The sequence below is a fragment of the Acidovorax sp. LjRoot194 genome (genome assembly GCF_964253015.1).
GTDB lineage: Bacteria > Pseudomonadota > Gammaproteobacteria > Burkholderiales > Burkholderiaceae_C > Acidovorax.
The window spans coordinates 5501820-5527863 of record NZ_CAXUQB020000001.1 but is presented as its reverse complement, the minus strand read 5'-3'; the positions used below and the strand labels follow the sequence as shown (position 1 = coordinate 5527863).

Sequence of the window (26044 nt, the reverse complement as noted above, 5' to 3'; positions counted from 1 at the left end):
CAAGATGCTGGCAGATCGTTAGCTATTGAAATAATAGCTGGCAGCGCTTGATGGATAAGCGCTAGCGGCCTAAATGGCCTGCATTCTCGGCCGCAATGCCCCGAAACTGATCCGACACCCGCGCATCCACCGCCGCTGCGCGCCAGAACGCCAGCGCCAGGCCCCGCGCATCGGCCCACTCGCCCAGCGTGGCCGCGGTGGGTTGCAGGGGGCGGCTGGCAAAGTCGCGCGGCACCAGCTCGCCACCCACCGGGGCGTACAGCATGGGCAGCATGTCGTAGGTAGGGGACAGCGCCCAGTCGTCATCCTGCAGCACCAGCGAGATGTTGCCGTAGTGCCGGTCGGTGTTGGCGATGAGCTGGCCGTAGGCCTCCAGCAGGCGCAGGGTGCGGGCGTCGGCGGGGGTCAGCAGGTGGCGCGCGGCCATGCGGTTGGCGGTGGCGGCCCAGTTGTCGATATCGCCCACGTATTCGGCGTTGTAGACCTGCAGCGACACCATGCCGATGCGGCCGCCCAGGCTGTCGGCGCCCGGCCCCGCCAGCGGCGTGCGGTCAAAACGCTCCGATTCCAGGAACACGCGCCCCGCGTCCATGAACAGCTGCGTGGGCGCCGCCGGCAGCCCGGCCTGCGCCAGGGTCTGCAGTGCCAGGTGCTCGCACACCAGCAGGTCGCGCAGGCGCTGGTCGGCGGGCGCGTTGCCGGCGGGCGAGAACTTGACGATCACGTGTCGCCCCGCGGTGATGGTGCAGAACTTCGGCTGCTCGCCGCCCGCTGACGAGCCGGGGTGGGTGCCGCGCATGGCCTGCTCGGCCAGCGCGGGGTAGGCCGCGGCGGAGTCCACCCGCGAGGCGCGTGCTGGCAGCGTGTGAAAGCGCTGGAACGCGGCCTCGCCCATGATGAGGTTGCCCGGCAGGTCGTCGCCATACAGCGTCATGGCGCGCAGCACGTCGTCGTCGCTCCAGTGGCCCGGGTCGTGGCCCAGCTGCAGCTTGGGGTGGGCGTGCGCAAAGGTGCGGCCCATGAAGCCCTGGGGCCGCATGTCGTCCAGAAACCAGGGCAGGCCGTCGTGCCGCGCGCTCACACCGTCGGCTTCGTCCACCCAGAAGGCGCCGCCCTCCAGCGGCACCATGCGTGCAAACGGAGACGGGCGGCCGTGCGCGTCGATGCGCATCACCAGCACTTCGTTGCCCACGTTGGGCACGGTGCGCGGCAGCACATAGCGCTGCGACCGTGCCGCGCCCACCTTTTGCACCTGGCCCGCGTGGATCAGCGGCGCAAGCGCCCGCGACACGGTGGGCTGGCTCACGCCCAGCAGTTCCTGCAGCTCGGCGCTGGTGAGCACGCCGCCCTGGCGGCGCAGGGCGGTCAGGGCTCTGGAGGTAAGTTCTGGTGGGCGGGCCATGAATGATTATATGAATGGATAGATTTCGTTGAAAATCCAATGAATTCAATGGTTTGTATGCATTTATGAATAGATAAATTAGCACGCAGGCCATGCAGAAGTGGCACGATGGCGGTGAATCACCCGGCACCTTTTCATCGCCGGTGTGTCCGACAGCCCTTCAAGAGAGAACCAGCCATGCTGCACCGCCGACGATTTCTGACCACCGCCTCCCGCAGCCTGGCCCTGGGCGGCGCCGCGGTGTTGACGCTGGCGGGGCATGCCGCGTGGGCCCAGCCCAGCTACACCGTGCCGCTGTCGCAGCTGCAGGAGATGACGGCCACCAAGTTCCCGCGCAGCGTGCCGGTGCAGGGCCTGTTCGACCTGACCCTGCAGGCGCCGCGGCTGCGCCTGCTGCCCGAGGTGAACCGCGTCGGCGCCACCATGTCGGTGGACGCGGCCGGCGCTGCACTGCGGCGCAGCCACGCGGGTACCTTCGATGTGGAGTTTGCGCTGCGCTACGAGGCCAGCGACCGCACGCTGCGGGCGCACCAGATCAAGCTGGGCAAACTGGATTTCCCCACGCTCAAGCCGGCGGTCAACGAACTGCTCAACGCCTACGGCCCGGTGCTGGCCGAGCAGTCGCTGGGCGAAGTCACGCTGCACCAGCTGCGCCCGCAAGACACCGCCATGTTCGACGGCATGGGCCTGCAGCCGGGGGCCATCACGGTGACGGCCAAGGGGCTCACGGTGGCGTTCGTGAACAAGCAGCCTTGACGCCCTGGGGCGCTGCTGCCATCAACCACCACCGCAGCGCCCTGCCTGACTCCCTCTCCCCCCGCGGGAGAGGGCCGGGGAGAGGGGGCTTTTGCGGGGGAGCGCGGCGCTTGTCCCTCCTTAGGCCAGGAAGGGCGGATTCAACGCCCCGCCTTGCTACTTCCGCTCCGCCGCCACCCGCCGCTGCGCCGCTGCAAACGCATGCTGGCGAATCCACTGCAGCGCCTGGCCGCGTTGCCCGCTTTCGGCCGACACGGTGGACGTGGTGGCCACCACCAGGTCCATCGGCGGATACACCCAGATGAACTGTCCGCCAAACCCGCTGGCCATGAAGGTGGGGCGCGGCGCCTTGCCGGGTACCACCCACCACAGGTAGCCGTACGACAGCCCCACCGGCGGGCCGCCGGTGCTCTGCACCTGCACTGAGGCATCGGCGAACGCCTCGGGCACCAGCGGCTTGCCGTCCCACTGGCCGTGCTGCAGGTACAGCTGGCCGAGCTTGGCCATGTCCTGGGTGCGCAGGTGCACGATGCTGCCCTGGTAGCGCGGCGCGGCCCACCCCATGGGGCCGACCAGTTGCTGGTGCGCATAGTCGGGCAGGGGCATGCCGGTGGCTTTCTCCAGCACGGCGGCCAGCAGCGGCGTCACGGAGTTGTCGTAGGCGAAGGCCTGGCCCGGGTCTGCCGCCAGCGGCCTGGCCCACGCCTCGCGCGCGGGCAGCGGCGGTGCGTTGCCGGACCGGGTGCGCGGGTCGCTGGGCAGCGAAAAGCCCGCCGTCAGTGTCAGCAGGTGCCGCAGCGTGATGGTGCCGGCGCGCGGGTCGGTGTTCAGGGGCGCCCACTCGGGCACCAGGTCCACCACGCGCTGGTCCACGCTGGCAATGCGGCCCTGCGCGATGGCCGTGCCCAGCAGGGCCGACAGTGCGCTCTTGGAGGCCGACTGCGTGTCGCGCAGCTTGTCCGGCTCGCCATCGCGGTAGAAGCGGTACACCACGCGGCCGCGCAGCACCACCACGGCGCTGTCGACATCGGCAAACTGGGGCGTGGCCAGCGTGGCCTGCACGCCCTCGAACGCCGCGGCATCCAGCGTCTGCTCCTCGGGGGTGGAGTCTTCGCGCCAGGGTGTCCCGGGCGATTGCGCCTGCGCCTGCGCGGCTGGCCCGGCCAGACACGCCAGCAGGCCGACGGTGATGCCGATCGAGCGAATGGGCCAGCGACGAGTGCGCATGCAGACTCCTTCATCAAGCGGTGGGCGGACGGTGCGTTCGCGCAGTGTAGAAGCGCAGACCTTTGCGGCAGCCAAAGGCGGCGCGCTGTGCCGCGCGCCCACGCGGTCGTGCGTTGAAGTGAGCCGGACCCGGGGAGCTATCGCTCAGTGGCCCGCCACAGCCCTGCGCAGCGCTGCGCGCGCCAGCAGCCGCGTCGAATCCAGCGTGGGCAGGGCCGAGTTCGCGTCGCTGAGGATGAGCGGGATCTCGGTGCAGCCCAGTACCACCGCGTCGCAGCCCTCGTCGCGCTGCATGCGCGCGATGACCTGCTGAAACGTCGCCACCGACGGCGCGCGGATCACGCCGGGCACCAGCTCGTCCATGATGATGCGGTTGATCTCGGTGCGCTCTGCCTCGGCGGGCCGCACGCAGGCGATGCCTTGCGCGGACAGGGCATCGGGGTACACGCTGCTGTCCACCAGCCAACGCGTGCCCGTCAGTGCCAGGCGTTGGTAGCCCCGCGCTGCCGCTTCGGCCGCCACCACTTCGGCGATGTGCAACCACGGCAGCGGCGAGCGCGGCTGCACCAGCGCAAACGCCTGGTGGATGGTGTTGTCCGGGCAGATCAGAAAGTCCGCGCCTGCGCGTGCCAGCTTGTGGGCCGATGCGAGCATCAGGTCGGCCACGCCCTGCAGGTCGCCGCGGTCCAGGCAGTCCACATAGTCGGCCAGCGAGGGCGTGTGCATCGACACCTCGGGGTGCGCGTGCGCACGGCCCATCAGCGCCGCGCCTTCGGTGCACAGAGTGCGGTAGCACAGGGCCGCGCCTTCGGCGGAACAGCCCACGATGCCGATGTGCAGCGGCCGGCACTGGGCGGGCAAGGTGTCACGGGAAGGGCTTGTGGTGTGCGTGGCAGCGGTCATGCAAAGAGGCGGTGCGGGACGAAAACCCCATGATGCCAGCCCCGCCTCCCACGCCACCATGCGCCCGTGTCTGGCATGGGGCAGCTGGCCCGCTGCGCATTCTGGCCGGATGACGCTGTCGACCACATCCCCCGTTGCCTGCGCGCCCCACCAGCGCCAGCCTGCATCCTCTGCATCCCCCGAAAGCCTGGGCGACATCCTCGACCGGTTCGACGAGCTGGCGCAGCAGGACGCCCGGGTGTCGGTGGCGGACCTGGTCGATGCCGTGGGCACGCGCAGCTACGGCCCTTTTCTGGTGGTGCCCGCGCTGATCGAGCTGTCGCCCGTGGGCGGTGTGCCCGGCGTGCCCACGGCCCTGGCGGCCGTGGTGGTGCTGTTTGCCGCGCAAATGCTGTTGGGGCGGCGCAGGCTGTGGATTCCGGGCTGGATAGCGCGCCGCAGCCTGAGTGCGCAGCGGCTGGCACGCCTGGTGACCGCGGTGCGCCCGATGGCACAGCGCCTGGACCGCTGGTTCCATGGCCGCCTGCGTGCGCTGACCTCCGGCGTGGGCATGCGCGTGGCAGCGCTGGCCTGCATCGGGCTGGCACTGATGGTGCCGCCGCTCGAACTGTTCCCGTTCGCCAGCTCGGCCCCGATGGGCGCCATCGCGCTCATCGGCCTGGCCCTGCTGGTGCGCGATGGCGTGCTGATGGTGGTGGCGTCGGCGCTGGCCTGCGGCGCGGTGTGGATGGTGGTGTCGATGGTGCTCTGACGATCCGATGGGCTGATGGCCCGGCGTCGCCCTTCACCCGGCCAGCATCCGGCCAGCACCCAGCACCCAGCACCCAGCACCCAGCACCCAGCACCCAGCACCCAGCACCCAGCACCCAGCACCCAGCATCAGGTCCACAGTATCAGGTACACAGCACCTCAATCGCCCCGCACGCGCTGCGCAAAGCCCCGCTGCGCGAACTGCTCGACGATGAAGTCCACGAACACCCGGGTGCGCGCGGGCAGCAGCTTCTTGCTGGGGTAGTACAGCGACGTGGGGCCCGAGTCGGCCCACCAGCCGGGCAGCACGCGCACCAGGTCGCCGCGCGCGAGCCAGGGCTGCGCAAACGGCATGGGCAGCACGGCCATGCCCAGGCCCATCATCGCGGCCTGGCACATGGCCTCGGGGTCGTCGAAGACGATGCGCGGGCGCAGCTCCGCGGGGGCCGCATCGCCCGCCTTGTTGCGCAGGGTGGTCACCTGCACGCGCCCGGTGCGGATGGTGCGGCGCGCAATGCCGTCCCAGCGCGCCAGGTCGGCGGGGTGGCGCGGCGCACGCCGGCCGCGCAGCAGCGCGGGCGCGGCCACCACCACCAGGTGGATCTGCCCCAGCGTGCGCGCCACCATGTCGGGGTTCAGGTTGAGGCCACCGCCAATGCCCGCGTCGAAGCCCTCGCCGATCAGGTCGACCTGCCGGTTCTCGAAGCGCCAGTCCGGCTGGATGGCCGGGTAGCGCTGCAAGAACTCATCGAGCAGCGGCACCAGGTAGGCCCGTCCGAACGCCAGGCCCATGCTGACCTTGAGCGTGCCCGCCGGCTGCCCGTCGGCCTCGGCCGCGTGTGCCACCGCGTCGGCCAGCGTGCCCAGCGGCTCGCTGATCTGCGCCAGCAGCCGCTGCCCGCCCTCGGTCAGCGCCAGGCGCCGCGTGCTGCGCTGAAACAGCCGCACCCCCAGGCCGGCTTCGAGCCGCGCCACGTTCTTGCTCACGGCCGCAGGCGTCAGGCCCATGAGCCGCGCAGCGGCCGAGAAGCTGCCGGACTCGGCGGATTTGACGAAGGATTCGAGGTGGCTCAAGGGCTGCATGGTGGGTCTCGGTGTGGCGCGCCATTTTCAACCAAGGGTTGAAATAAATACAGCCGATTCATGGCTACCGCCGGTGCAATGGTTTGCCGACACTGCAGGTGTTTCGCGGCTTCCTCAGCCGCTCTTTTGCAACCCCCTGATTCCCCTGGAGAACACATGACCAGCACTTCTGCCCCTGCCCCTGCGTCCGTGCAGCCTTCATCGTCCCCCGCATCCACCGCAGGCGTCCTGGCCGGCAAGGTGGCGTTCGTCACCGGCGGCTCGCGCGGCATCGGCGCGGCCATCGTGCGGCGCCTGGCGCGCGACGGCGCTGCGGTGGCCTTCACCTACAGCAGCTCCGAGGCACCGGCCCAGGCCGTGGCCGCAGCGGTCGAAGCCGCCGGTGGCCGTGCGCTGGCCTTGCGCGCCGACAGCACCGATGCCGCGGCCCTCACAGCGGCCATCGATACCGCTGCGCGCACGCTGGGCCGCATCGACATCCTGGTCAACAGCGCGGGCGTGGCCGTGGCGGGCGAGATCGACAGCTTCTCGCTGGCCGACTTCGACCACACGGTGAACGTGAACGTGCGCGCCGTGTTCGTCGCCACGCAGGCCGCCGTGCGCCACATGGGGCAGGGCGGCGCCTATGGCCGCGTGATCACCATCGGCAGCACCAACTCGGACCGCATTCCATGGGCGGGCTTCAGCGTGTACGGCATGAGCAAGGCCGCCATCGTGGGGCTGACCAAGGGCCTGGCGCGCGACCTGGGCCCGCGCGGCATCACCGTGAACAACGTGCAGCCCGGGCCGGTGAATACCGACATGAACCCGGCTGACGGCCCACTGGCCGGCAACATGCATTCGATGATGGCGCTGGACCGCCACGCGCACCCCGACGAGATCGCGGGCATGGTGGCCTACCTGGCGGGGCCCGAGTCGGGCATGGTCACGGGCGCCAGCCTGCTCATCGACGGCGGCTTCGCGGCCTGACTCGCCGCTGCATCGCCCGGTGTGCCACCGTCACTGCGCCGGCTTGCGTGCGCGGGGCTTTTTCTGAACGGCGGGGCGGTGGGCCGCCAGCTCTTGCTGCGTGAGGGTGTAGGCCGGGTTGCCCGCCACCATCTCCACCGCCAGGTCAATGAAGGCCCGCACCCGCGCGGGCAGCGCGGTGCGGCTGCCGTAGTACGCGTACAGCGCCAGGTGCTGCGCCACATGCTGGGGCAGCAGCGGCACCAGCTGGCCGCTGCGCACCAGCGGCGCTGCCGTCACGCCCACCAGCTGGCCCACCGCGTGGCCGCCCACCACCGCGCGCGCCTCGACCTCGATGTCGTTGGTGCAGAACGTGGGGTGCACCGTGCGCGCCACGATGTCGTCGCCCACCTGGAACTCCCACGGCATGGGCTTGCCGGTGGACGGGTGCCTAAACCCGCTGCAGCGATGCTGCGCCAGGTCGTCGATGCTGGCGGGTGCGCCGTGGCGGGCGATGTAGGCGGGCGCGGCGCACACGATGAGCTGCAGGGTGATCAGCCGCCGCGCCACCACGCCGCCCTCGGGCGGGTAGCCCGAGCGAAAGCCCACGTCCACGCGGTCTTCCACCCAGTTGCCGATGCGGTCGTCCAGCTGCACATCGGGCTCCACCCGCGGGTGGCGGCGACAAAACTCGTGCAGCACCGGCCAAATCACCTCCAGGACGATGGAGCGCGGCGCCGCGATGCGCAGCGGCCCGGCCATCTCCTCGCGCCCGCGCCGGACGCCCTGCACCGCATGCTGCAGCGTGGCCAGGCCCGGCTGCGCCGACGCCAGAAACTGCCGGCCTTCCTCGGTCAGGCTCAGGCTGCGCGTGGTGCGGTGAAACAGCCGCACGCCCAGGTGCGACTCCAGCTGCACCAGCAACTGGCTGGCCGCCTGGGGCGTGATGCCCTGCGTGGCGGCGGCCTGGCGCAGGCTGCCCAGCTCGGCGGCCTTGGCGAAATTGGCGATGGCGCGCAGTTCATTGATGGCCATGGTGGGCAGGCATTGTGCGAGGTGGATGCGGTGTAGGTTGTGGGGTGGATTGGCAAGCAATGCTTGCGAATGAATCCAGAGATTATGGGCTAGTCGCATGGCAATGATGTGCCTACAGTCCACCGCCATGGGTACCGCCCATTGCTCAACACCACCTCAAGGACCTGCCATGACTGCCGCAAGCACTACCCCCACCACAGCCACCACCACCCATTCCTCGTATCCCCGCGTCTGGATGATCACCGGCGCCTCGCGCGGCATCGGCGCGCGCATTGCCGAGGCCGCGCTGGCCCAGGGCGATGCCGTCGTCGCCACATCGCGCAGCGCCGCATCGGTCGAACAGCGCCTGGGCGCCCGCGACGCGCTGCTGCCCCTGGCGCTGGATGTGACCGACGAAGCCCAGGCGCAGGCCGCCGTGCAGCGCGCGCTGGCGCACTTCGGCCGCATCGATGTGCTGGTCAACAACGCGGGCTATGGCCTGCTGGGCGCGGTCGAAGAAGCTACCGCCGACGAGGTGCGCCGCCTGTACGACACCAATGTGTTCGGCCTGCTGCACGTGACCCGCGCGGTGCTGCCCGCCCTGCGTGCACGCCGCGCCGGGCACGTGGTCAACATCTCGTCGCTGGGCGGCGTGCAGTCGGCCGCGGGGTTCGGCGTGTACTGCTCGACCAAGTTCGCGGTCGAAGGGTTGACCGAGGCCCTGCACGCCGAGCTGGCGCCGCTGGGCATCCACGCCACGGTGGTGGAGCCGGGGTACTTTCGCACCGAGTTCCTGGACGGCAGCTCGCTGGCCGTGTCACCCCAGGTGATGGACGACTACGCCATGAGCGCCGGCGCCGTGCGCGAGGCCGCGCGCCGCATCAACCTGAACCAGCCCGGCGACCCGGTGCGCCTGGCCCAGGCCATCATGCAACTGGTGGCCAGCCCCACGCCCCCGCTGCGCCTGCCGCTGGGCACGGACACGCTGCAGACCATTGCCGACAAGCACGCCTTCGTCGAGCGCGAAACCGCGCAGTGGCGGGCGGTGGCGGCGTCCACGGACTTTCCCGCAGAGACGGCATTGCGCGCGGCTTGAAGCAGGCCGCATGCACGGCGCGGGCTGGGCGGCGTGCGCCCCGCCCGCCGCATCGGTTGGGGGTTCTGGCAACCGTCCTACAGCGGCGCGGCAGCGCGTGGATTACAACCGGACATCGTTGTTGTCCATGCCCTGCCGACACACCGGCCGGCGCTGATCCCCCTTCTGCCATGGCATCTCCATCCCCCGCTACTTCCAACGCCTTCCGTACCGCCAGCGCCCGGGTGGCGCCGGTGGTGGTCATCACCGGTGCCTCCAGCGGCATCGGCCACGCCACCGCGCTGGCCTTCGCCCGCCGCGGCGCGCGCCTGGTGCTGGCGGCCCGCAACCCCGACACCCTGGCCCCCGTGGCCATGGCCTGCCGCGAGGCCGGCGCCAACACCGCGCTGGGCGTGCCCACCGACGTGACCGACCCCGACGCCGTGGCCCAACTGGCCGATACCGCGCTGCGCCACCATGGCCGCATCGACGTGTGGATCAACGGCGTGGGCGTGGGAGCGGTGGGCCGGTTCGACGAGACACCGGTGGCATCGCACCGCCGCGTGCTGGAGGCCAATCTGCTGGGGCACCTGCACGGCGCACATGCAGCGCTGCGCCACTTCCGCGAGCGCGGCGAGGGCACGCTGATCAACATGATTTCTGCGGGCGGCTGGATCCCGTCGCCCTATGCGGCCGCGTACACGGCCAGCAAGTTCGGGTTGCGCGGCCTGTCCGAGGCGCTGCGCGCCGAGGTGTCCGACCTGCCCGGGGTGCACGTGTGCGATGTGGCGCCCACCTTCGTCGATTCGCCGGGCCTGTCGCACGGCGCCAACTACACCGGGCGCAACCTGCAGCCGCGCATTCCGCTGCTGGACCCACGCCGCGTGGCCGACGCCATCGTGGCGCTGGTCGACCGCCCCCGGGCTGTCACCTGGCTCGGCGCTGCCGCCGTGCCGGGGCGCGTGGCCCACACGCTGGCGCCGGAGCGCCTGGGTGCGGTGATGCGCTGGGTGACCGAGCGCGCCCTGGGCAGCGCGCGCGCCGTGCCGTCCGGTGACGGCAACCTGTTCGAGCCCTCGCGCGGCACCGCCATCGACGGCGGCCAGCGCCGTGCGCAGCGCAACAGCCTGGGCCTGGTGGCCGCGATGGGCATCGCAGGCGTGGCCCTGGGCGCGTGGGCGGGCCGCCGCCGCTGATCTGTCTGAACGGGCTTGCGGCACCGCAGCCCGAGATAGCGCCGAGGCTGCCCAGGCGCAGCGAACCGGGCGACAGCGAACATGCGCAGAGCACGTGCGCTACACGGGCCGCGAGAACTCCATCACCCAGTTCACCTCCCACGTCGCGCCACCGTCACCTGAAAACGCCTGCTGCCAGCGGGGCGTCGGTGTGCCGGTTTGCGTCCATTCAAAGCGCACCTGCACGGGGCGCCCGTCCAGCAGCTCCTGGCCTTCAAAAATACCCACGCCGTTGTCGAAGCCGCCCACCACGGGCGGCATCAGTAGGCCCGTGGCCGCATCGAGCCCGCCGGTGGCGTTGTCCAGCCAGTAGATGCTCCAGCGCTGCGCGGCGGGGCTGAACACCCGCAGCGTCATGCCCACGAAGCCGGGCTTCCAGGCCAGGGGCATAAAGTCGTCGCAGTTGCCGATGCCACCGGGCAAGGGCCGCGCATGGCCGGTGGCGTCGAACACCTCCCAGTCGTTGCAGCCCGCCAGGCGCCGCACCAGCCGCGTGTTGCGGATGCGCCAGGGGCCCATGAGGAAATCAAAGTCGCGCGCGGCGCTGGGTGCCACGGTGGGCGAGGGGATGGTGATGAGGTGGGGTGTCATGGCCATGGTGGTGCTCCTGTGGGGGCTTCAGGCGTGCAACGCGCTGCGCGCGGTGGGCTGCAGGCGCAGGGTCTCGCTCGGGCGCGACAACCAGGGCGCCAAGCTCGGCGCCACACCGCGCTCCCAGGCGCCGCTGGTGGCAAACGACTGCGCCGCCGATTCGCTGCCAAACAGCGCCAGTGCCAGCAGCACGTGTTCGCCTTCGCGCACCGGCAGGCGCGGAAAGGTGTTGGGGCTGGTCTCGGTGCAGTACCACGCCACCTGCCGCGCGCCGCTGCGCTGCAGCAGGGGCGCCATGCGGTGGCGGCAAAAGTCCAGCAGCGCAGGCGTCGCGGCCTCGTGCAGGTGGAACACCGTGGCCGCCAGCAGGCCGGGGGCTGCGCCGCTGGCAGCGGCGGCACCCGGTGCGGGGCGCGGGTGCTGGGGCAATGCCGCCGCGGCACCGGGCCAGGCGGGGCGCAGCAGCAGCACGTTGTCCGAGTCGATCATGGTGGCGTTGGCGGCGCTGCGGTGCGCCGCCCAGGTGGGCCCGCCGTAGAAGGCTTCGAGCGCCTGGCGCCGGGCCTGCATGCTGGCAAAGCCGCGCAGCCACACGAACAGGTCGGGCCGGTCCAGGTCGCGGAACTGGCCCAGCACGCGCATGCCCTGGGCCTCCTGCGTCTCCACAAACTCGCGGTCGAACAGGTCGATGAGCACCTCGCGCTGTTGCGGGTGCAGCGTGTACTGGCGCAGCTCGACGACGGCGCATGCGTCGGCAGCGATGGGGGCAGAGGGTGCTGCTGCGGTTGCCGTGGTTGTGACGTCGGCGGTGCCTGACGGCGGGGCGGTGAGGGTGTCTTCACACATGTGGGCTCCTGGGGCGATGGGGTGTGGAATCGAGCAGGACTGCAGTCTGCGCCGCCATACCTGCCACCTGATGGCAGGTATTTAGGCTATCTTTGCGGGGGGGGGGGGGTTGCAGGTGGCCGCCTGCCCGCATTCCCGGTTCTCCCCACCCAGACCCAACATCCACCATGCGCGCCAGCCGCCTGTTGTCCCTTCAGATGCTGCTCGAAACCCAGGGCCGCATGAGCGCGACCGCGCTGGCCGATGCGCTGGAGATCTCGGTGCGCACGCTGTACCGCGATGTGGACCAACTCAGCGCAGCCGGCGTGCCCATCTACGCCGAGCGCGGGCGACACGGCGGGTTTGCGCTGCTGCCCGGCTGGAAGACCACGCTCACCGGGCTCACGCCGTCAGAGGCGCAGGCCGTATTCCTGAGTGGCCTGCCCGGCCCTGCGCAGCAGCTGGGGCTGGGCGACGAGGTGGAAGGCGCGCGGCTGAAGCTGCTGTCGTCGCTGCCCGCAGCCTGGCGCGAAGACGCCCAGCGCGTGAGCACGCGCCTGCACCTGGACCCGGTGGACTGGTACCGCGAGAGCGACCCCACGCCCCACCTGGCCACCGTGGCCGCCGCCGTGTGGAACGGCCACCAGATCACGATGCGTTACGAAAGCTGGGCCGACACCGTGCAGCGCACCGTGAGCCCGCTGGGCCTGGTGCTCAAGGCCGGGGTCTGGTACCTGGTGGCACTGCCGACCGGTGATGCGGCGGATGGCGTGGTGGGCAAGGCGGCGAAAGTGCGGAAGGCGGCCCAGGCCGCAGGCGCAGCCACCGCGGGCGCGCCGGCAGACCGCGGCCCGCGCACCTACCGCGTCTCCAACATCCTGGCGGCGCAGGCGCTCGATGCGCCGGTGCGCCGGCCCGCGAGGTTTGACCTGCCCGCGTACTGGGCGGCGTCGATCCAGCGCTTCGAATCCTCGCTCTACACCGGCAAAGCCGCGCTGCTGGCCACGCCGGCAGGGCTCAAGGGGCTGCGCATGCTCAGCAGCGCGGTGGCGCGGGCGGTGGCGGCAGCGCCTGCCTCACGCCGCCAGGACGGGCGGGTGGCGGTGACCGTGCCCATCGAATCGGTGGAGCACGCCTGCGGCCAGCTGCTGCGCCTGTCGCCCCAGGTCGAGGTGCTGCGGCCCGCCGCGCTGCGCCGTGCGGTGGTGGAGCGGGTGCGCAGCACGGCAACGCTCTACGGCCAGTCGGTCGATGGATGACGAGGCGCTATCAAATTGGTAGCTGGTAGCGCTTGATGGGTGCGCGGCAGGGGCCTCAAACGCTTCAAGCTCAGGCACCAAGGAGCGCTGGCGCGGCGTGCGCGTGCGTCAGCTGAACGCGGGTGTCCACGCGGAACACGGCCACGGACTCCACCAGCCCGTGGGTCTGCTGGTTCAGGGTGTGGGCGGCGGCGGCCATCTGCTCCACCAGCGCAGCGTTCTGCTGGGTGGACTGGTCCAGCTCGGCCACGGCGCTGCCGATCTGCGCGATGCCGGTGGACTGCTCGCGCGTGGCGGCGCTGATCTCGCCGATCAGGTCGGCCACGCGGTGGACTTCGCCCACGATCTCGGTCATGGCCGCGCCTGCGGTGTTGACCAGCGTCGAGCCGCTTTTCACCTTGGCAGCACTCGCCTCGATGAGCGACTTGATCTCCTTGGCGGCCTGCGCGCTACGCTGTGCGAGCGTGCGCACCTCGCTGGCCACCACGGCAAAGCCGCGGCCTTGTTCGCCCGCCCGCGCGGCCTCGACCGCAGCGTTCAGCGCCAGGATGTTGGTCTGGAACGCGATGCCGTCGATCACGCTGGTGATCTCTGCGATCTGCCGCGAGCTGGTGGCGATGTCGTTCATGGTGGTGACGACCTGGGCCACCACCGTGCCGCCGTTCTCAGCGGCGGCGCGTGCGACGGAGGCCAACTGGCTGGCCTGGTGCGCGGTGTCCGAGTTTTGCTGCACGGTGGCCGTCATTTCTTCCATCGACGACGCGCTCTGCTGCAGGCTGCGCGCCTGCTGCTCGGTGCGGTGGGACAGGTCGGTGTTGCCCGTGGCGATCTCGTGCGAGCCCGCCTCGATGGCGGTGGCCGCAGCGCGGACCTGACCCACGATGTGCGCCAGCGCAGACTGCATGCCGCCCAGCGAGGCCAGCACGCTGTCGGCAGGCGCCGCCGCGCCGCCAGGCACGGGGCCCAGGTCGCCCGATGCCACGCGGCGGGCCGCGGCGCTCAGCTCCACAGGGTCGGCACCCAGCGAGCGCATGAGGCTGCGGTTGATCAGCAGGGCCAGGCCCACGGCCGCACCGATGGCCACCAGCGCCAGTGCCACGAGCGCCAGGCGGTTGGTGCTGAAGTGCTCCGCGGCAACGCGGATTTCGGTCGCGCCCGATGTGGTGATGAGCTGCGTGTACTGCGACGTGGTGCCGATGAGCTGCTGCAGCAGCGGCTGGCACTGCGCATTCATCTTGAGCGTGGCTTCGTCCTTCTTGCCGGCCAGCGCCAGCGCCACGATGTCGAGCGCCACCGGGCCGTACTGGCTTTCGATGGCCTCCAGCCGCTGGAACAGCGCGCGCTCGCCGGGATCGACGTGCGTGCCGCGGGCCAGTGCCGCGCGCAGCTGGGACATCCCGTCCTGCACCCGCTCGTGCGCCGCCTTCACGGCGGCGGTTTCCATCGCGATGTCGGACGCACCGGTGAGCAGGATCAGGTTGCGCGCCGAGATCGCCCGTGCGCTGGCGGCGGCGTGCACATCGCGCGCCAAGCTGCCGCGGGTGAACTCGTTGCTGACGAAGCTCTGGAACTCCGCCTGCGCGGTCCCCAGGCTGCGCAGCGACAGGATGGAGACACCGATCAACAACGCGATCAGTACAAAAAATGCCATCGTCAGTTTCTGGGTGACGGTTTTGCTGTGGAAGTTCATGGTGGTGCTCAAGGGGCGCTGCAACGGTCACATCGGCGTGCGGCTCCCGGGGGGCGCACTGGCGGTTAGCGGCTTTGTGACCAATTGGTTTTGTTTGTGACTTTTGGTTTCAATATGTGAATTATTGGTACGCAGGCGGCGCGGGTGTGTAGGCGAACTTCGACAACCCAGTCTAAAAAGGGGGCATCGGGTGGCGATGGGAGGGTGTGCAGGCCCCATTGAGCGGTCCCTGGCCGCAGCGAAGGGGCCGCCTCCAGGCGATGCGGGTCGGAGGGGAGTGTGGGCTGCGCCGTGTGCGCCGCGGTCTACAGCCCGCGCTCGACCATGTCCAGCAGCCGCTGGCCCAGGGCGTCCAGCATCGGCTGCGGCGTGCCCCGCAGCGGGCCGTCGATGGCCAGCAGCGCCATGCCGTGCACGGTGGACCAGGCCAGGTACTCCGCGCCGGGGCGGCGCTCGGCGGGCAGCGCGCCAGCGGCCACCAGGTCATCGAGCGCCGCACTCAGGTGCTCGAAAGGGTTGAGCCCCGTGGCGCCGCCCATGGCCGGGTCCGGGTCGTGCTGCACCGTGAACCGGCCGCCGAAAGCCGTGCGGAACAGCCCGGTCTCGGCGTGGGCAAACCGCATGTAGCCCGCGCCCACGGCGCGCACCCGGGCGTGGGCCTGCTCGGTGGGCGTACCGGTGGCGGGCACCCGGGACAGCTCGTCCTCCATGAAGCGCGCGGCCGAGGCCACGGCGGCGGCGCGCACGGCATCGAGAAGATCGTCGCGGTTGGCGAAATGCCGGTACGCCGCGTTGGGCGCCACACCCGCGCGGCGCGTGGCCTCGCGCAGCACCACCGCGTCGGGGCCGCCCTGGCGGGCCAGCTCGATGCCGGCATCCAGCAGGGCGCGGCGCAGGTCTCCATGGCGGTAGGTGCTGCGTGCGGCCGGGGTGTTGCGGGTGCTTACGTTCATGGGTGGGGCAGATGTGGACACTGTCCATTATCTTTGGTATTGTTTGTGGACGGTGTTCACAATTGCGCGCCGCACCCCACACGACCCCAAGGAGACCGCCATGAAGATCGAGCCGTACCTGATGTTTGAAGGCCGCTGCGAAGAGGCCCTGGATTTCTACCGAAGCGCCCTGGGCGCCCAGGTGACCACGCTCATGCGCTACAAGGACAACCCCGATCCCGCCGCCGGCCCGGGTTGCGCCGAGGGCGGCGGGCCCGGCCCCACGCCGGAGATGGTCATGCACGCCGCGTTCACCGTGGGCGAGACGCAGCTCATGGCGTCCGACGGCATGGGCTCGGGCAAGGCCAGCTTCCAGGGCATCTCGCTGGCCCTGAGCCCTGCCGACGAAGCCGAGGCCCGGCGCTACTTCGATGCGCTGGCCGACGGCGGCCAGGTGCAGATGCCGCTGACCAAGACCTTCTTCTCCAAGGCCTTCGGCATGGTGGCCGACCGCTTCGGCGTGTCGTGGATGGTGGTGGCACCCGAATGAGCGCGCCGATGCTTGCCCTCTACGGGCACCCCTTCTCGTCGTACACCCAGAAGGTGCTGACCGCGCTGCATGAAACCGGCACACCGTACGAGCTGCGCAATCTCGACCGCGCCGCGCCGGGCGGCCACGCCGCCGAGTGGCTGCGCCACTGGCCGTTGGCGATGTTCCCGGTGCTGGTGGACGGCGAGCGGACGGTGGTGGAGAGCAGCATCGTGATCGAGCATCTGCAACTGGCCCACCCGGGCCCCGTGCGCCTGATACCGCTCGACCCGAAGGCCGCGCTGGAGGTGCGGTTCATGGACCGCTTCTTCGACCTGCACGTGATGGCCCCGGTGCAGCAGGCCGTGAGCGCGGCGCTCACCGGCGACCCGGCCCGCCGCGCAGAGGGCGTGGCCGCGGCGGCCGACAAGCTGCAAAAGGCCTACGCGTGGCTGGAAGGCGAGTGGGGCGGCCGGACCTGGGCCGCAGGCGCCGATTTCACGATGGCGGACTGCGCCGCGGCACCCGCGCTGTTCTACGCCGACTGGACGCATCCCATTGCCGACGCCTACCCCATGCTGCGGGCCTACCGGGCCCGGCTGCTGGCCCGCCCGTCGTTTGCGCAGGCGGTGGATGGCGGACGTCCGTACCGCCACTACTTTCCGCTGGGCGCACCAGACCGCGATTGAGCGCAGCGCGCTCCGCCTTCGACCCCCAAGGATCAAACCACCAAGGAGACCGCCATGATGAACACCGAACCCCACGCCATGCACCGCTGGCTGCAGCAACTGCTGGGCGAGTGGACCTGCACGTCCGACTGCGACATGGGGCCCGACCAGCCGGCCGAAAAGGGCACCGGCACGGAACACGTGCGCGCGCTCGGCGACCTGTGGGTCATCATGGAAGGCACAGGCACCATGCCCGGCGGTGGCGGCGAGGCCCGCATGCAGATGACGCTGGGCTATGACCCTGAGCAGAACGTGTTCCTCGGCACCTGGGTCGGCTCGATGATGACCCACATGTGGGTGTACCGCGGCACGCTGGACGCCGGCCAGAAGGTGCTCACGCTGGAAACCGAAGGCCCGAGCTTCAAGGGCGATGGCGCCACGGCGCGCTACCGCGACGTCATCACCCTTGTCGGCCCCCATGAACGCACGCTCACCTCATTCGGCCAGCAGCCGGATGGAAGCTGGAAGCAGTTCATGCAGGCGACGTACCGTCGCAAGTGATGGCAAGGCGGGCTCCGGTCCGCCGGGCCGGGTGAATACGGGATGAGACGCCCCAGGTGGGCAGTTCGAACAGTCAACCTCACAGGAGTCAGGATATGTCTTACATCGATGGTTTCGTGATCGCGGTCCCCACCGCCAACAAGCAGAAATTCATTGAGCACGCACGCCAGCTCGACCCGATATTCATCGAGCTCGGCGCTCTGCGCGTGATCGAAGGCTGGGGCGATGACGTTCCCGACGGCAAAGTCACCGATTTCCGCCGCGCGGTCCAGGCGACGGCCGAGGAGACGGTGGCCTTCTCCTGGATCGAATGGCCGGACAAAGCCACGCGCGATGCGGGCATGAAGAAGATGATGGAAGACCCGCGCATGGACCCCTCCACACCCGGCAACCCGCCCATGCCGTTTGATGGCAAACGCATGATTTTCGGCGGCTTCGTACCGGTGGTCGAGGTGAAGGCCTGAGCCGCTGTCGCAGTCGTGCCGCCCGGGCCCGGGCCCGGGCCATGGGACGAGAAGGGCGACCATCACGATGGCTGTCCTGATATCAAAACCATAGCTATCTGCGCTTGCCAGACAAGCGCTGGAGCCGAATTTTGTCAAATATCTCCGGCATGGCTGGGTGAGCCGCCAAGCCCCCACTGTCCCGCCCGGCGCACCGCACTGTCCTATCCGCCGCACTTCTGTTCAGGCACCATGGGCTCCATATTCGACAGGCAACCGTCCGATAGTGGCGGTGCACAACACGAGGAGCCCCCTGATGTCGTCGTCCACCCCTGCCACCACCGCCACGCTGGTCCCAATCGTCCGGGCCCAGCTGCTGGGCCCGCAGTGGCCCACCATGGACCCGTTTCTTTTCTGCGCCCACCACGACGATGCCTACCCCGCGGGCAACGCCGCGTTCGGCCCCGCCGTGCCGGTGGAAGACCGCCAGATCGGCAGCGACTTCAGCGGCAAGGACGGCTGGAGCATGTACCACGGCGACACCGTGCCCGGTTTTCCCGGCCACCCGCACCGCGGCTTCGAGACCGTGACGCTGGTGCGCAAGGGCCTGATCGACCACTCCGACTCGCTGGGTGCGGCTGCACGCTTTGGCGGCGGTGACGTGCAGTGGGTCACGGCCGGCAAGGGCATCGTGCATTCCGAGATGTTCCCGCTGCTCAACGCCACCGAGCCCAACCCGCTGGAGCTGTTCCAAATCTGGCTGAACCTGCCCGCCAAAAACAAGATGGTGGAGCCGCACTTCACCATGCTGTGGGACGAGCGCATTCCGCGCCTGGTGCACAACGACGCCGCCGGCCGCGCGACCACCGTCACCGTGGTGGCGGGTGCGCTGCCCGGCGCGCCCGACCCCCTGGCGCCGCCGCCCGAGTCCTGGGCCTCGCAGCCCGAGGGCGACGTCGCCATCTGGACGCTGCGCATGGACCCGGGCGCCGAGTGGACCCTGCCCGCCGCGCAGGGCGAAGGCACGCAGCGCATGCTGTACTTCTTCGTCGGCGACAGCCTGCGCGTGGGCCCGCAGGACGTGGACCGCCACGCCGCGCTGCAGGTGCGCGCCACCGAGGACTGGCTGCTGGCCAACACCGGCCCCACCACCGTGGAATGCCTGGTGCTGCAGGGCCGCCCCATCGGCGAGCCCGTGGCGCAGTACGGCCCGTTCGTGATGAACACGCAGGCCGAGATCATGCAGGCCATGAACGACTACCGCCGCACCCAGTTCGGCGGCTGGCCCTGGGACGACCAGGACCCTGTGCACGGCACCGAGGCCCGCCGCTTTGCGCGCTACCCCGGCCAAGCCGAGGAAGAGCGCCCGGGCGAGGACGCCGCAGCGGCGGTGCAGGCCTGAACACCTTCGCCCGGTGGGGTCGCCGGGGCTGCCCGGCAGGCGCCGGGCGGCTCGTGGACAATCCAGGGTTTCGACGCGCGCAGCGCTGCCAGGGGTTGGTGCCCGCTGGCCGACCGCTGCGCTGCGCCCTCTTTTTTAGACACCCAGACGAAAGCGCCAGCGAGCCATGACCACCATCACCAAAGACTCCGCCGTCACCATCACCTACAAGGTGACCACGCCCCAAGGCAAGCCGCTCGATGCCGGCAGCCTGGCCTACCTGCATGGCGGCTATGACAACATCTTCCCCAATGTCGAAGCCGCATTGGAAGGCCAGGCCGTGGGCTTTGCCACCACGCTGCAACTGGCGGTGGAAGACGCCTTCGGCGTGCGCGACGAAGGCCTGGTGCGCACCATCCCCAAGAGCGAGTTCCCGCCCGGCGTGAAGGTCGGCGGCCAGCTGCAGGGCGTGGGCACCGACGGCCAGCCCGCGGTGTTCAACGTGGTCAAGATCAAGGGCCCCGAAGTCCACCTGGACGGCAACCACCCGCTGGCCGGGCAGGCGCTCACCTTCAGCTGCAAGGTCACCGCAGTGCGGGCCGCCAGCGCTGAAGAGATCGCCCACCGCCACGTGCACGGCGACCACGGCCACCAGCATTGAGAGCGGCCACCTGGCACCACACCCCCGCACCGCGCCGCACGACCCATGCGCCTGATCCGTCACTCCGAGCGGGCCTTTTCGCTGCAGGACTTCCTGTCGGCCGATGAATGCGCCCAGCTGGTCGAGCTGGCGGAGGCGGGCGGCTTCAGCGCCGCGGGCGTGCGCACCACCGGCGGCCCCAAGGCGATGCCCCTGGTGCGGAACAACGAGCGCGTGATGGTCGAGGCGCCCGGCTGGGTGGCGCTGCTGTGGCAGCGGCTCGGCCAGGTGGCCCTGCCCGCCGTGGGCACGCAGGTGGCGCAGGGGCTGCCCAAGGACCTGCGGTTCTACAAATACGCCCCCGGCCAGCGCTTCAAGATGCACAAGGGCGGCCCGTGGATGGAGTCGGGGCTGACCAGCCAGCTCACGCTGCTGGTGTATCTGAACGACGACTTTTCCGGCGGCACCACCGACTTCCGCGAGTTCGCCGTGGCACCGCGCACGGGCAGCGCGCTGCTCTTTGTCCACGACACCTGGCACGAAGGCACCGCCGTCACCGAGGGCACCAAGTACGTGCTGCGCTCGGACGTGCTGTACGGCTGAGGCCCGGGGCATACCCAGCACCAATCCCCTGGCGCCTGCCACCCGCACCGACGGCCCGGTTTCGGCTGCCGCAACTTGCGCTGAAGTGCGGCGCACGCTCCCCATTTCCTGTTGAAGGAACCCGTGGTTTCAGCATCGCAGTGTGTGTGCCAGGGCCCGCCAGCACCCTCCGAAAACACGCCTGCCCATAGGCGCGCAGCGCTTGAAAAGCGCCTTTTTCAACGCTGAAAGAGCCTCCCGACGGCGTCACGGAACGTTCATATGCCCTGCCTATAACCACGCGCTGTGCGGGCTCCATGGCGGACTGGCCCCACCGCCACTTCACCATCCCTTAGATTCATGAACTCCCCATTCCCTTCCCGCGTCCCCCCTGCGCTCCGAGCGCCCCTGGCGTCTGCTGCCATCCTTTCCCTGCTGCTGCTCGGCGCGTGCGGCAGCTCCGGCGATGGCACCGGCACGCCGGCCGCTGAACCTGGCCGCTGGACCACGGGCGACCTGCACGTCCACACGGTGCAGTCCGATGACTCGCGCACCACCCAGACGCTCGACTTTGTGCTGGGCAAGGCGTTCGGCACCTACCACCTGGACTGGATGTCGCTGAGCAACCACCTGCGCTCGTCCAAGTACGACCACGCTGCCAACCCCCTGCCGGCGCCCAAGGCCTTTGCCTACGGCATGGAGGCCTACGAGATGCCCCGCGTGGCCGCACTGCAGGCCGCGGGCACCTACGCCGACAAGACCATCTTCTCGGCCTTCGAGTGGGACATGCCCACACGCGACCACGTCAACGTCGGCATCTTCGAAGGCAGCCCCACCTTCAAGACCTCGGCCAGCGCGGCCAAGGAGTTCCAGTACCGCTTCACCACGGGCGACGAGTCGCTGTTCGATGCGGCCGACGTCGCGCGGTGGAGGGCGCAGTCGCCCGAGCGCTACAACAAGACCGGCGAAGACGCGATGAAGGCCATCGCCTGGCTCAAAGACAAGTACCCGAACACCAGCTACGCCACCATCAACCACCCCTCGCGCAACCCCGGCAAGTACACGATCGCCAACTTCCGCGAGATGCACGACGTGGCGCCCCGGATCGTCTTCGCGATCGAAGGCATGGTCGGCAACCAGCTCGAACCCGACCGCGGCGGCTACACCTCGGCCTACATCGACGCCAACAAGCCCAACCGCACCTACGGCGGTGTCGACTACGTGGTGGCGCAACTGGGCGGCACGTGGGATGCGCTGCTGGGCGAAGGCCGGCGCATCTGGAACATCGCCAACTCGGACTCGCACTTCGAGATCGACGCCAACAACAACAGCAGCGGCTACTACCCGGGCGAATACGCCAAGAACTACGTCTGGCAGACCAAGTCGCAGTCGCAGGCCGGCATCTCCGGCGTGGTGGACAGCCTGCGCGCGGGCCGCAGCTTCGGCGTGTTCGGCGACCTGATCAACGGCCTGGACTTCAACGCCACGGGCGCCGAGGGCACCGCCACCATGGGCCAGGACCTCAAGGCCACCAAGGGCGAGACCGTCACCGTGCGCATCCGCTTCAAGAGCCCGCCGGTCAACAACTACCAGCGCCCGGTCAGCAGCGGCAACCTGGGCAACATGACGCCCAAGGTGGACCACATCGACCTGATCGCAGGCGACGTGGGCCCCCGGGCACAGCCCGGCACGGCCGCCTACCAGCAGGCCACGAACGCGAGCACCCGCGTCGTCAAGCGCTTCACCGCGGCGGACTGGACGCAGGAGAGCGACGGCTACTACGCCATGGAGATCACGCTGCCCGCTACCAAGAGCCAGTACTTCCGGCTGCGCGGCACCAACCTGGGCGAGAACGTCGCGGGCCTTACGCTGAAAGGCGAGCCGCTGGCCGACCAGCCCGTCAAGACCGCCGACGCGGCCACCCGGCACGACCAGATCAACGACCGGAACTACGGCAACCTGTGGTTCTACTCGAACCCGATTTTCGTGTCGGTGCGCTGAGGGCGTTGGGCAACGTTGTGGTGCTGGCCGCCATCCAGCGGGACTGCGGGCGTTGACAGTGGGCGTCCGAACCTTGCCAGGAGGTCCGGGCGCACAGCAGGGCTGTGACGCTCGGGTGCATAGCCCTGGCCCTGGCTGCCTGTAGGCGCCTTGCCCACGCCTCTGGCCCTTTTGCCCCACACGCCGCGGGCCCCGGCTTGGGTACGATGACTGCCGTGTTGCTTGCGCTGCCTCCAGAGTCCGCTCAGGCGCTGGCGCAGCCCCTGGCAGCTTCCATTGCTGGTCTTGATCGTCGAACTCATCGAACGCGAACCCCGCCACCCTTCACCGCCCGCCTGCCATGAGATCGCTCCGAAGCCAGCTGGTTTTCTTCTGGGTCCTGTTGTTCGCCATCTGCGCCACGCTGGCGGTGGTGATGGTGTCGGTCTACCGGGGCAGTGCCGGTGCCCAGCTGGCGGCCGGCCGCACGGCGGCCGAGCGCTCGTGCAGCGCCATCGCCGCACGCTATGCGCGGTCGGTGCCGCAGCCCGCGCCCGCGCAGCCGCAGATCGACCTGCTGCAGGTGCTGCTGCAGCTAGTGCTGATCGAGGTGCCGCATGTCGAGGGCGGCGTGTGGCAGGCCCAGGGCGGGTTCCTGGCGTATGCCTACCCCACCTACGAAGGCAGCGGCGTCAAGCGCGACGTGCCTGCGGCCGAGCAGCCGCTGATCCTGGAGATGGCCGAGCTGGCCGCCCGCACCCGCCAGCCCCAGACCGACGTGGTGCGCGGCAGCCGCGAGGCGCTCATCGTCACCGCCTGCCCGCTGGCCGCGCCGGGCAACGACCTGGCCGCCTGGACCATGACGCGCACCCATGCGGGCGCGCTGGCGGCCGAGAACAGCCTGCGCATCGGCCTGGCGGTGCTGCTGGTGGGCGTGCTGGCCTCGGGTGGTTGGCTGGGCCTGATCCTGCTGCGCGGCCTGCGGGCGGTGCAGCGGCTGGAGGCGCGCCTGGCCGCCGCCGAGGGTGACGCGGTGCCGGTGCTGGAGCCCACGGGCGTGCGCGAGATCGACCGCATCGTCGACGGCTTCAACCGCTACCGCCTGCGCTTCGAGGAAACGCGGGCCCAGCTGCGCGCCGCCGCCCAGCAGCGCAGCCGCGACCAGCGCCTGGCCGCGCTCGGCCGCATGACCGGCGGCTTGGCCCACGAGATCCGCAACCCCATCGCCGCGATGCGCCTGAAGGCCGAGAACGCACTGGCCGCCGCGCCCGACCGCCACCCGGCGGCGCTGCGCGCCATCCTCGGCCAGATCGAACGGCTGGAAGGCCTGGTGCAAAGCCTGCTCGCGCTGGTGCAGCCCTTGAACCTGGCCCCCCGGCGCATCGACCTGCCCGCCTGGCTGCAGGAGCGGCTCGATGCCGCCGCCCCCCGCGCCGCCGGGCGCGGCGTGGCGCTGGTGCTGCGGCCCGGCGCCCCCGCACACGCCGAGTTCGACCCGCAGCACGTAGGCCGCGCCATCGACAACCTGCTCGACAACGCGGTGCGCCACGCGCAGCAGGGGGGCACTGTCACGCTGGGTGCCGTGGTGCAGCCCGCCGACCGCGTGGTGCTGCAGGTGGACGACGACGGCCCCGGCGTGCCCGAGGCGCTGCAGGCGCGGCTGTTCGAGCCCTTTGCCACCGGCCGCGCCGACGGCACCGGCCTGGGCCTGGCACTGGCGCGCGAGGTGGCGCTGGCCCATGGCGGTGACCTGCACCATGTGCCGCTGGGCGGCGCCACCTCAGCCGACTCAACCGACGCACGCGAAGCAACCGAGGCAACCGAGGCAACCGAGGCAACCGCAGCGCCCCGCCACGACCCCGCAGGCGCCGCCCCGCCTGCCGCCGCATCGCCCCGCGGCACCCGCTTTGCACTGGAGCTGCCATGGCACGCCTCTTGATCGTCGACGACGACGACGCCTTCCGCGAAACCCTGGCCGAGACGCTGGAGGGCCTGGGCCACACGGTGGACCAGGCCGCCAGCGGCGATGCAGCGCTCGAAGGCATGCTGCGCCAGCGCTACGACGCCGTCTTTCTGGACCACCGCATGCCGGGCATGGACGGCCTGCAGACCCTGGCCGCATTGCAGGCCCGGCTGCCCCGCCTGCCGCCGGTCATCGTGCTGACGGCGTATGCCAGCGGCGCCAACACCATCGACGCGATGCGCCTGGGCGCCTTCGACCACCTGGCCAAGCCCATCGGCCGCGACGCGGTGATCGAGGTGCTGGCCCGCGCGCTGCGGCAGGAGACGGCGTCGCCCGACACGGTGCGGCAGCTCGCCCACGGCGCGGACGACAGCCGCGATGGCAACGACGACGAGAACACCCTCGTCGGCCCCAGCCAGGCGATGCGCGAGGTGCACAAGCGCATCGGCCTGGCGGCGGCCAGCCACGTGCCCGTTCTGGTGCTGGGCGAGACCGGCACCGGCAAGGACATGGTGGCGCGGGCGCTGCACCGGCATTCGGACCGCGCCCACGCGCCCTTCGTCGCGATCAACTGCGCGGCCATTCCGCCCGAGCTGCTGGAGAGCGAGCTGTTCGGCCACGTGCGCGGCGCCTTCACCGGCGCCACCGGCGACCGGCCCGGGTGCTTCCGTGCGGCCGACGGGGGCGTGCTGCTGCTCGACGAGATCGGCGACATGGCGCTGCCGGTGCAGGCCAAGATCCTGCGCGTGCTGCAGGCGGGCGAAGTGACGCCGCTGGGCAGCCACCGTACGGTGAAGGTCGACGTGCGCGTGGTGGCCGCCACCCACCACGACCTGGCCGCCGCGGTGCGCGCCGGGCGCTTTCGCGAAGACCTGTACTACCGGCTCGACGTGCTGTCCATCCGCGTGCCGCCGCTGCGCGAGCGCCTGGCCGACATCGTGCCGCTGGCCGAGCATTTCCTGCGGCTGGCAGCGGGCCACGGCGTGCCCAAGGCGCTGTCTGCCGACGCGGCGCAGGCGCTGCTGCAGTACCGCTGGCCCGGCAATGTGCGCGAGCTGCGCAACCGCATGGAGCGCTGCCAGGCGCTGGTGCGCCACCCGGTGATCAGCGCGGCGGACCTGCAGGGCGACCTGGCACACGGCTCCGCGCCCACCGATGCCCATGCTGTGGGCGCGGAAGGCGCCGCCAGCGCATTGCCCGCCGACTGGTTCGACACCGAGCTGCCCGTGGCGGTGGAGCGGCTGGAGCGGCTGCTGATCGAGCAGGCGCTGCAGCGCGCCCAGGGCAACCGCGCCGAGGCCGCGCGGCGCCTGGGCATCCACCGGCAGCTGCTGTACCGCAAGCTGTCGCAGTACGGGCTGGAGTAGCGATGGCGATAAGCACTCCGTCCGCGCAGCCCACGGCCTGCGCGCGCCGCCAGTGCGGCTACAAGCTGTCGCCGTCACGCGCCCAGGTGTCTCATCCGCGGACACCGCCTGTCCGCATTGCATCCACGCCAACGTGCCTGGCAGCCCGGCCGCCCTGTACGGGGCGGCGTTCGTGCGGTGTCAAGCAGCGGGCACGGGTCTTGAGTGCCACACCACGTCCTGCGCGCTGCACGCACTGGC

25 protein-coding genes are annotated in these 26044 nt (G+C 70.5%); 16 read left to right on the top strand and 9 right to left on the bottom strand.

The features are described from left to right. Nucleotides 1–61 precede the first annotated feature (61 nt). Nucleotides 62–1402 carry a type II toxin-antitoxin system HipA family toxin YjjJ gene (yjjJ, locus tag ACSQ3N_RS25085; protein WP_056171068.1) on the bottom strand — a complete coding sequence of 447 codons (1341 nt, stop codon included), beginning with the start codon at nucleotides 1400–1402 and terminating at the stop codon, nucleotides 62–64. A gap of 177 nt (nucleotides 1403–1579) precedes the next feature. Here yjjJ and ACSQ3N_RS25080 point away from each other — a divergent pair, with 177 nt between their 5' ends. Beyond that, entirely contained in the window at nucleotides 1580–2158 is a 579-nt protein-coding gene (locus ACSQ3N_RS25080; RefSeq protein WP_056171065.1) for a hypothetical protein, read from the top strand. A gap of 156 nt (nucleotides 2159–2314) precedes the next feature. Here the strand turns inward: ACSQ3N_RS25080 and ACSQ3N_RS25075 are convergent, their stop codons facing one another. Beyond that, the gene (locus tag ACSQ3N_RS25075; RefSeq protein WP_056171062.1) at nucleotides 2315–3385 is read right to left on the bottom strand and encodes a serine hydrolase domain-containing protein; all 1071 of its coding nucleotides are present in this window, start codon (nucleotides 3383–3385) and stop codon (nucleotides 2315–2317) included. A 144-nt stretch (nucleotides 3386–3529) separates the two neighbouring features. Next, nucleotides 3530–4246, bottom strand: coding sequence for an aspartate/glutamate racemase family protein (locus tag ACSQ3N_RS25070; protein ID WP_436147764.1), 717 nt, complete (start codon nucleotides 4244–4246; stop codon nucleotides 3530–3532). A gap of 151 nt (nucleotides 4247–4397) precedes the next feature. Between ACSQ3N_RS25070 and ACSQ3N_RS25065 the strand changes: the two genes are divergently transcribed. Continuing rightward, nucleotides 4398–5039, top strand: coding sequence for an exopolysaccharide biosynthesis protein (locus tag ACSQ3N_RS25065; protein WP_436147763.1), 642 nt, complete (start codon nucleotides 4398–4400; stop codon nucleotides 5037–5039). Between the two features lie 158 nt (nucleotides 5040–5197). Here the strand turns inward: ACSQ3N_RS25065 and ACSQ3N_RS25060 are convergent, their stop codons facing one another. Further along, complete coding sequence (locus ACSQ3N_RS25060; RefSeq protein ID WP_056411267.1) at nucleotides 5198–6121, bottom strand: LysR family transcriptional regulator; 924 nt, start codon at nucleotides 6119–6121, stop codon at nucleotides 5198–5200. A gap of 156 nt (nucleotides 6122–6277) precedes the next feature. Between ACSQ3N_RS25060 and ACSQ3N_RS25055 the strand changes: the two genes are divergently transcribed. Next, on the top strand, nucleotides 6278–7090 hold the full coding sequence (locus ACSQ3N_RS25055) for an SDR family oxidoreductase (RefSeq protein ID WP_436147762.1): 813 nt from the start codon (nucleotides 6278–6280) through the stop codon (nucleotides 7088–7090). Between the two features lie 30 nt (nucleotides 7091–7120). On the opposite strand, the gene ACSQ3N_RS25050 is transcribed toward ACSQ3N_RS25055, so the two are convergent. Next, nucleotides 7121–8104, bottom strand: a complete 984-nt coding sequence (locus ACSQ3N_RS25050; protein ID WP_436147761.1) for a LysR family transcriptional regulator — start codon at nucleotides 8102–8104, stop codon at nucleotides 7121–7123. Nucleotides 8105–8273: 169 nt separating this feature from the next. Here ACSQ3N_RS25050 and ACSQ3N_RS25045 point away from each other — a divergent pair, with 169 nt between their 5' ends. Then, entirely contained in the window at nucleotides 8274–9179 is a 906-nt protein-coding gene (locus ACSQ3N_RS25045) for an oxidoreductase (protein WP_436147760.1), read from the top strand. A 170-nt stretch (nucleotides 9180–9349) separates the two neighbouring features. Then, complete coding sequence (locus tag ACSQ3N_RS25040) at nucleotides 9350–10354, top strand: SDR family oxidoreductase (RefSeq protein WP_056171044.1); 1005 nt, start codon at nucleotides 9350–9352, stop codon at nucleotides 10352–10354. A 99-nt stretch (nucleotides 10355–10453) separates the two neighbouring features. Here ACSQ3N_RS25040 and ACSQ3N_RS25035 read toward each other — a convergent pair whose 3' ends face one another. Together ACSQ3N_RS25035 and ACSQ3N_RS25030 are read right to left on the bottom strand one after the other, a co-directional pair. Continuing rightward, on the bottom strand, nucleotides 10454–10990 hold the full coding sequence (locus ACSQ3N_RS25035; protein ID WP_056171041.1) for a hypothetical protein: 537 nt from the start codon (nucleotides 10988–10990) through the stop codon (nucleotides 10454–10456). A 21-nt stretch (nucleotides 10991–11011) separates the two neighbouring features. Beyond that, a complete protein-coding gene (locus tag ACSQ3N_RS25030; protein WP_436147759.1) occupies nucleotides 11012–11830 on the bottom strand; it encodes an NIPSNAP family protein in 819 nt (272 codons plus the stop codon). Between the two features lie 167 nt (nucleotides 11831–11997). On the opposite strand from ACSQ3N_RS25030, the gene ACSQ3N_RS25025 reads away from it, so the two are divergent. Then, entirely contained in the window at nucleotides 11998–13068 is a 1071-nt protein-coding gene (locus ACSQ3N_RS25025; RefSeq protein WP_056171038.1) for a helix-turn-helix transcriptional regulator, read from the top strand. Between the two features lie 70 nt (nucleotides 13069–13138). On the opposite strand, the gene ACSQ3N_RS25020 is transcribed toward ACSQ3N_RS25025, so the two are convergent. Together ACSQ3N_RS25020 and ACSQ3N_RS25015 are read right to left on the bottom strand one after the other, a co-directional pair. After that, on the bottom strand, nucleotides 13139–14758 hold the full coding sequence (locus ACSQ3N_RS25020; RefSeq protein ID WP_156372137.1) for a methyl-accepting chemotaxis protein: 1620 nt from the start codon (nucleotides 14756–14758) through the stop codon (nucleotides 13139–13141). Nucleotides 14759–15063: 305 nt separating this feature from the next. Continuing rightward, on the bottom strand, nucleotides 15064–15711 hold the full coding sequence (locus tag ACSQ3N_RS25015; RefSeq protein WP_056411284.1) for a TetR/AcrR family transcriptional regulator: 648 nt from the start codon (nucleotides 15709–15711) through the stop codon (nucleotides 15064–15066). Between the two features lie 100 nt (nucleotides 15712–15811). Here ACSQ3N_RS25015 and ACSQ3N_RS25010 point away from each other — a divergent pair, with 100 nt between their 5' ends. The 10 genes from ACSQ3N_RS25010 (at nucleotide 15812) to ACSQ3N_RS24965 (ending at nucleotide 25804) form a co-directional block, all read left to right on the top strand. After that, nucleotides 15812–16240, top strand: a complete 429-nt coding sequence (locus ACSQ3N_RS25010) for a VOC family protein (RefSeq protein ID WP_056411656.1) — start codon at nucleotides 15812–15814, stop codon at nucleotides 16238–16240. 8 nt (nucleotides 16241–16248) lie between these two features. Then, nucleotides 16249–16908: a glutathione S-transferase family protein gene (locus ACSQ3N_RS25005; RefSeq protein WP_436147758.1), complete on the top strand. Its 660-nt coding sequence runs from the start codon at nucleotides 16249–16251 to the stop codon at nucleotides 16906–16908. A 54-nt stretch (nucleotides 16909–16962) separates the two neighbouring features. Beyond that, nucleotides 16963–17448 carry a DUF1579 domain-containing protein gene (locus ACSQ3N_RS25000; protein WP_436147757.1) on the top strand — a complete coding sequence of 162 codons (486 nt, stop codon included), beginning with the start codon at nucleotides 16963–16965 and terminating at the stop codon, nucleotides 17446–17448. Between the two features lie 95 nt (nucleotides 17449–17543). After that, complete coding sequence (locus tag ACSQ3N_RS24995; protein ID WP_056171024.1) at nucleotides 17544–17912, top strand: DUF1428 domain-containing protein; 369 nt, start codon at nucleotides 17544–17546, stop codon at nucleotides 17910–17912. 295 nt (nucleotides 17913–18207) lie between these two features. Continuing rightward, nucleotides 18208–19293 (top strand): pirin family protein, encoded by a 1086-nt coding sequence (locus ACSQ3N_RS24990; RefSeq protein ID WP_436147756.1) that lies wholly within the window; start codon nucleotides 18208–18210, stop codon nucleotides 19291–19293. A gap of 166 nt (nucleotides 19294–19459) precedes the next feature. Continuing rightward, a complete protein-coding gene (locus ACSQ3N_RS24985) occupies nucleotides 19460–19933 on the top strand; it encodes an FKBP-type peptidyl-prolyl cis-trans isomerase (RefSeq protein ID WP_436147755.1) in 474 nt (157 codons plus the stop codon). A gap of 45 nt (nucleotides 19934–19978) precedes the next feature. After that, entirely contained in the window at nucleotides 19979–20515 is a 537-nt protein-coding gene (locus ACSQ3N_RS24980) for a prolyl hydroxylase family protein (protein WP_436147754.1), read from the top strand. 339 nt (nucleotides 20516–20854) lie between these two features. Next, nucleotides 20855–22495 (top strand): S-layer protein, encoded by a 1641-nt coding sequence (locus tag ACSQ3N_RS24975; protein WP_436147753.1) that lies wholly within the window; start codon nucleotides 20855–20857, stop codon nucleotides 22493–22495. Nucleotides 22496–22835: 340 nt separating this feature from the next. Next, a complete protein-coding gene (locus tag ACSQ3N_RS24970) occupies nucleotides 22836–24413 on the top strand; it encodes a sensor histidine kinase (protein WP_436147752.1) in 1578 nt (525 codons plus the stop codon). Continuing rightward, on the top strand, nucleotides 24398–25804 hold the full coding sequence (locus ACSQ3N_RS24965) for a sigma-54-dependent transcriptional regulator (RefSeq protein ID WP_436147751.1): 1407 nt from the start codon (nucleotides 24398–24400) through the stop codon (nucleotides 25802–25804). The genes ACSQ3N_RS24970 and ACSQ3N_RS24965 overlap by 16 nt, the downstream gene beginning before the upstream one ends. Nucleotides 25805–26044 lie beyond the last annotated feature (240 nt).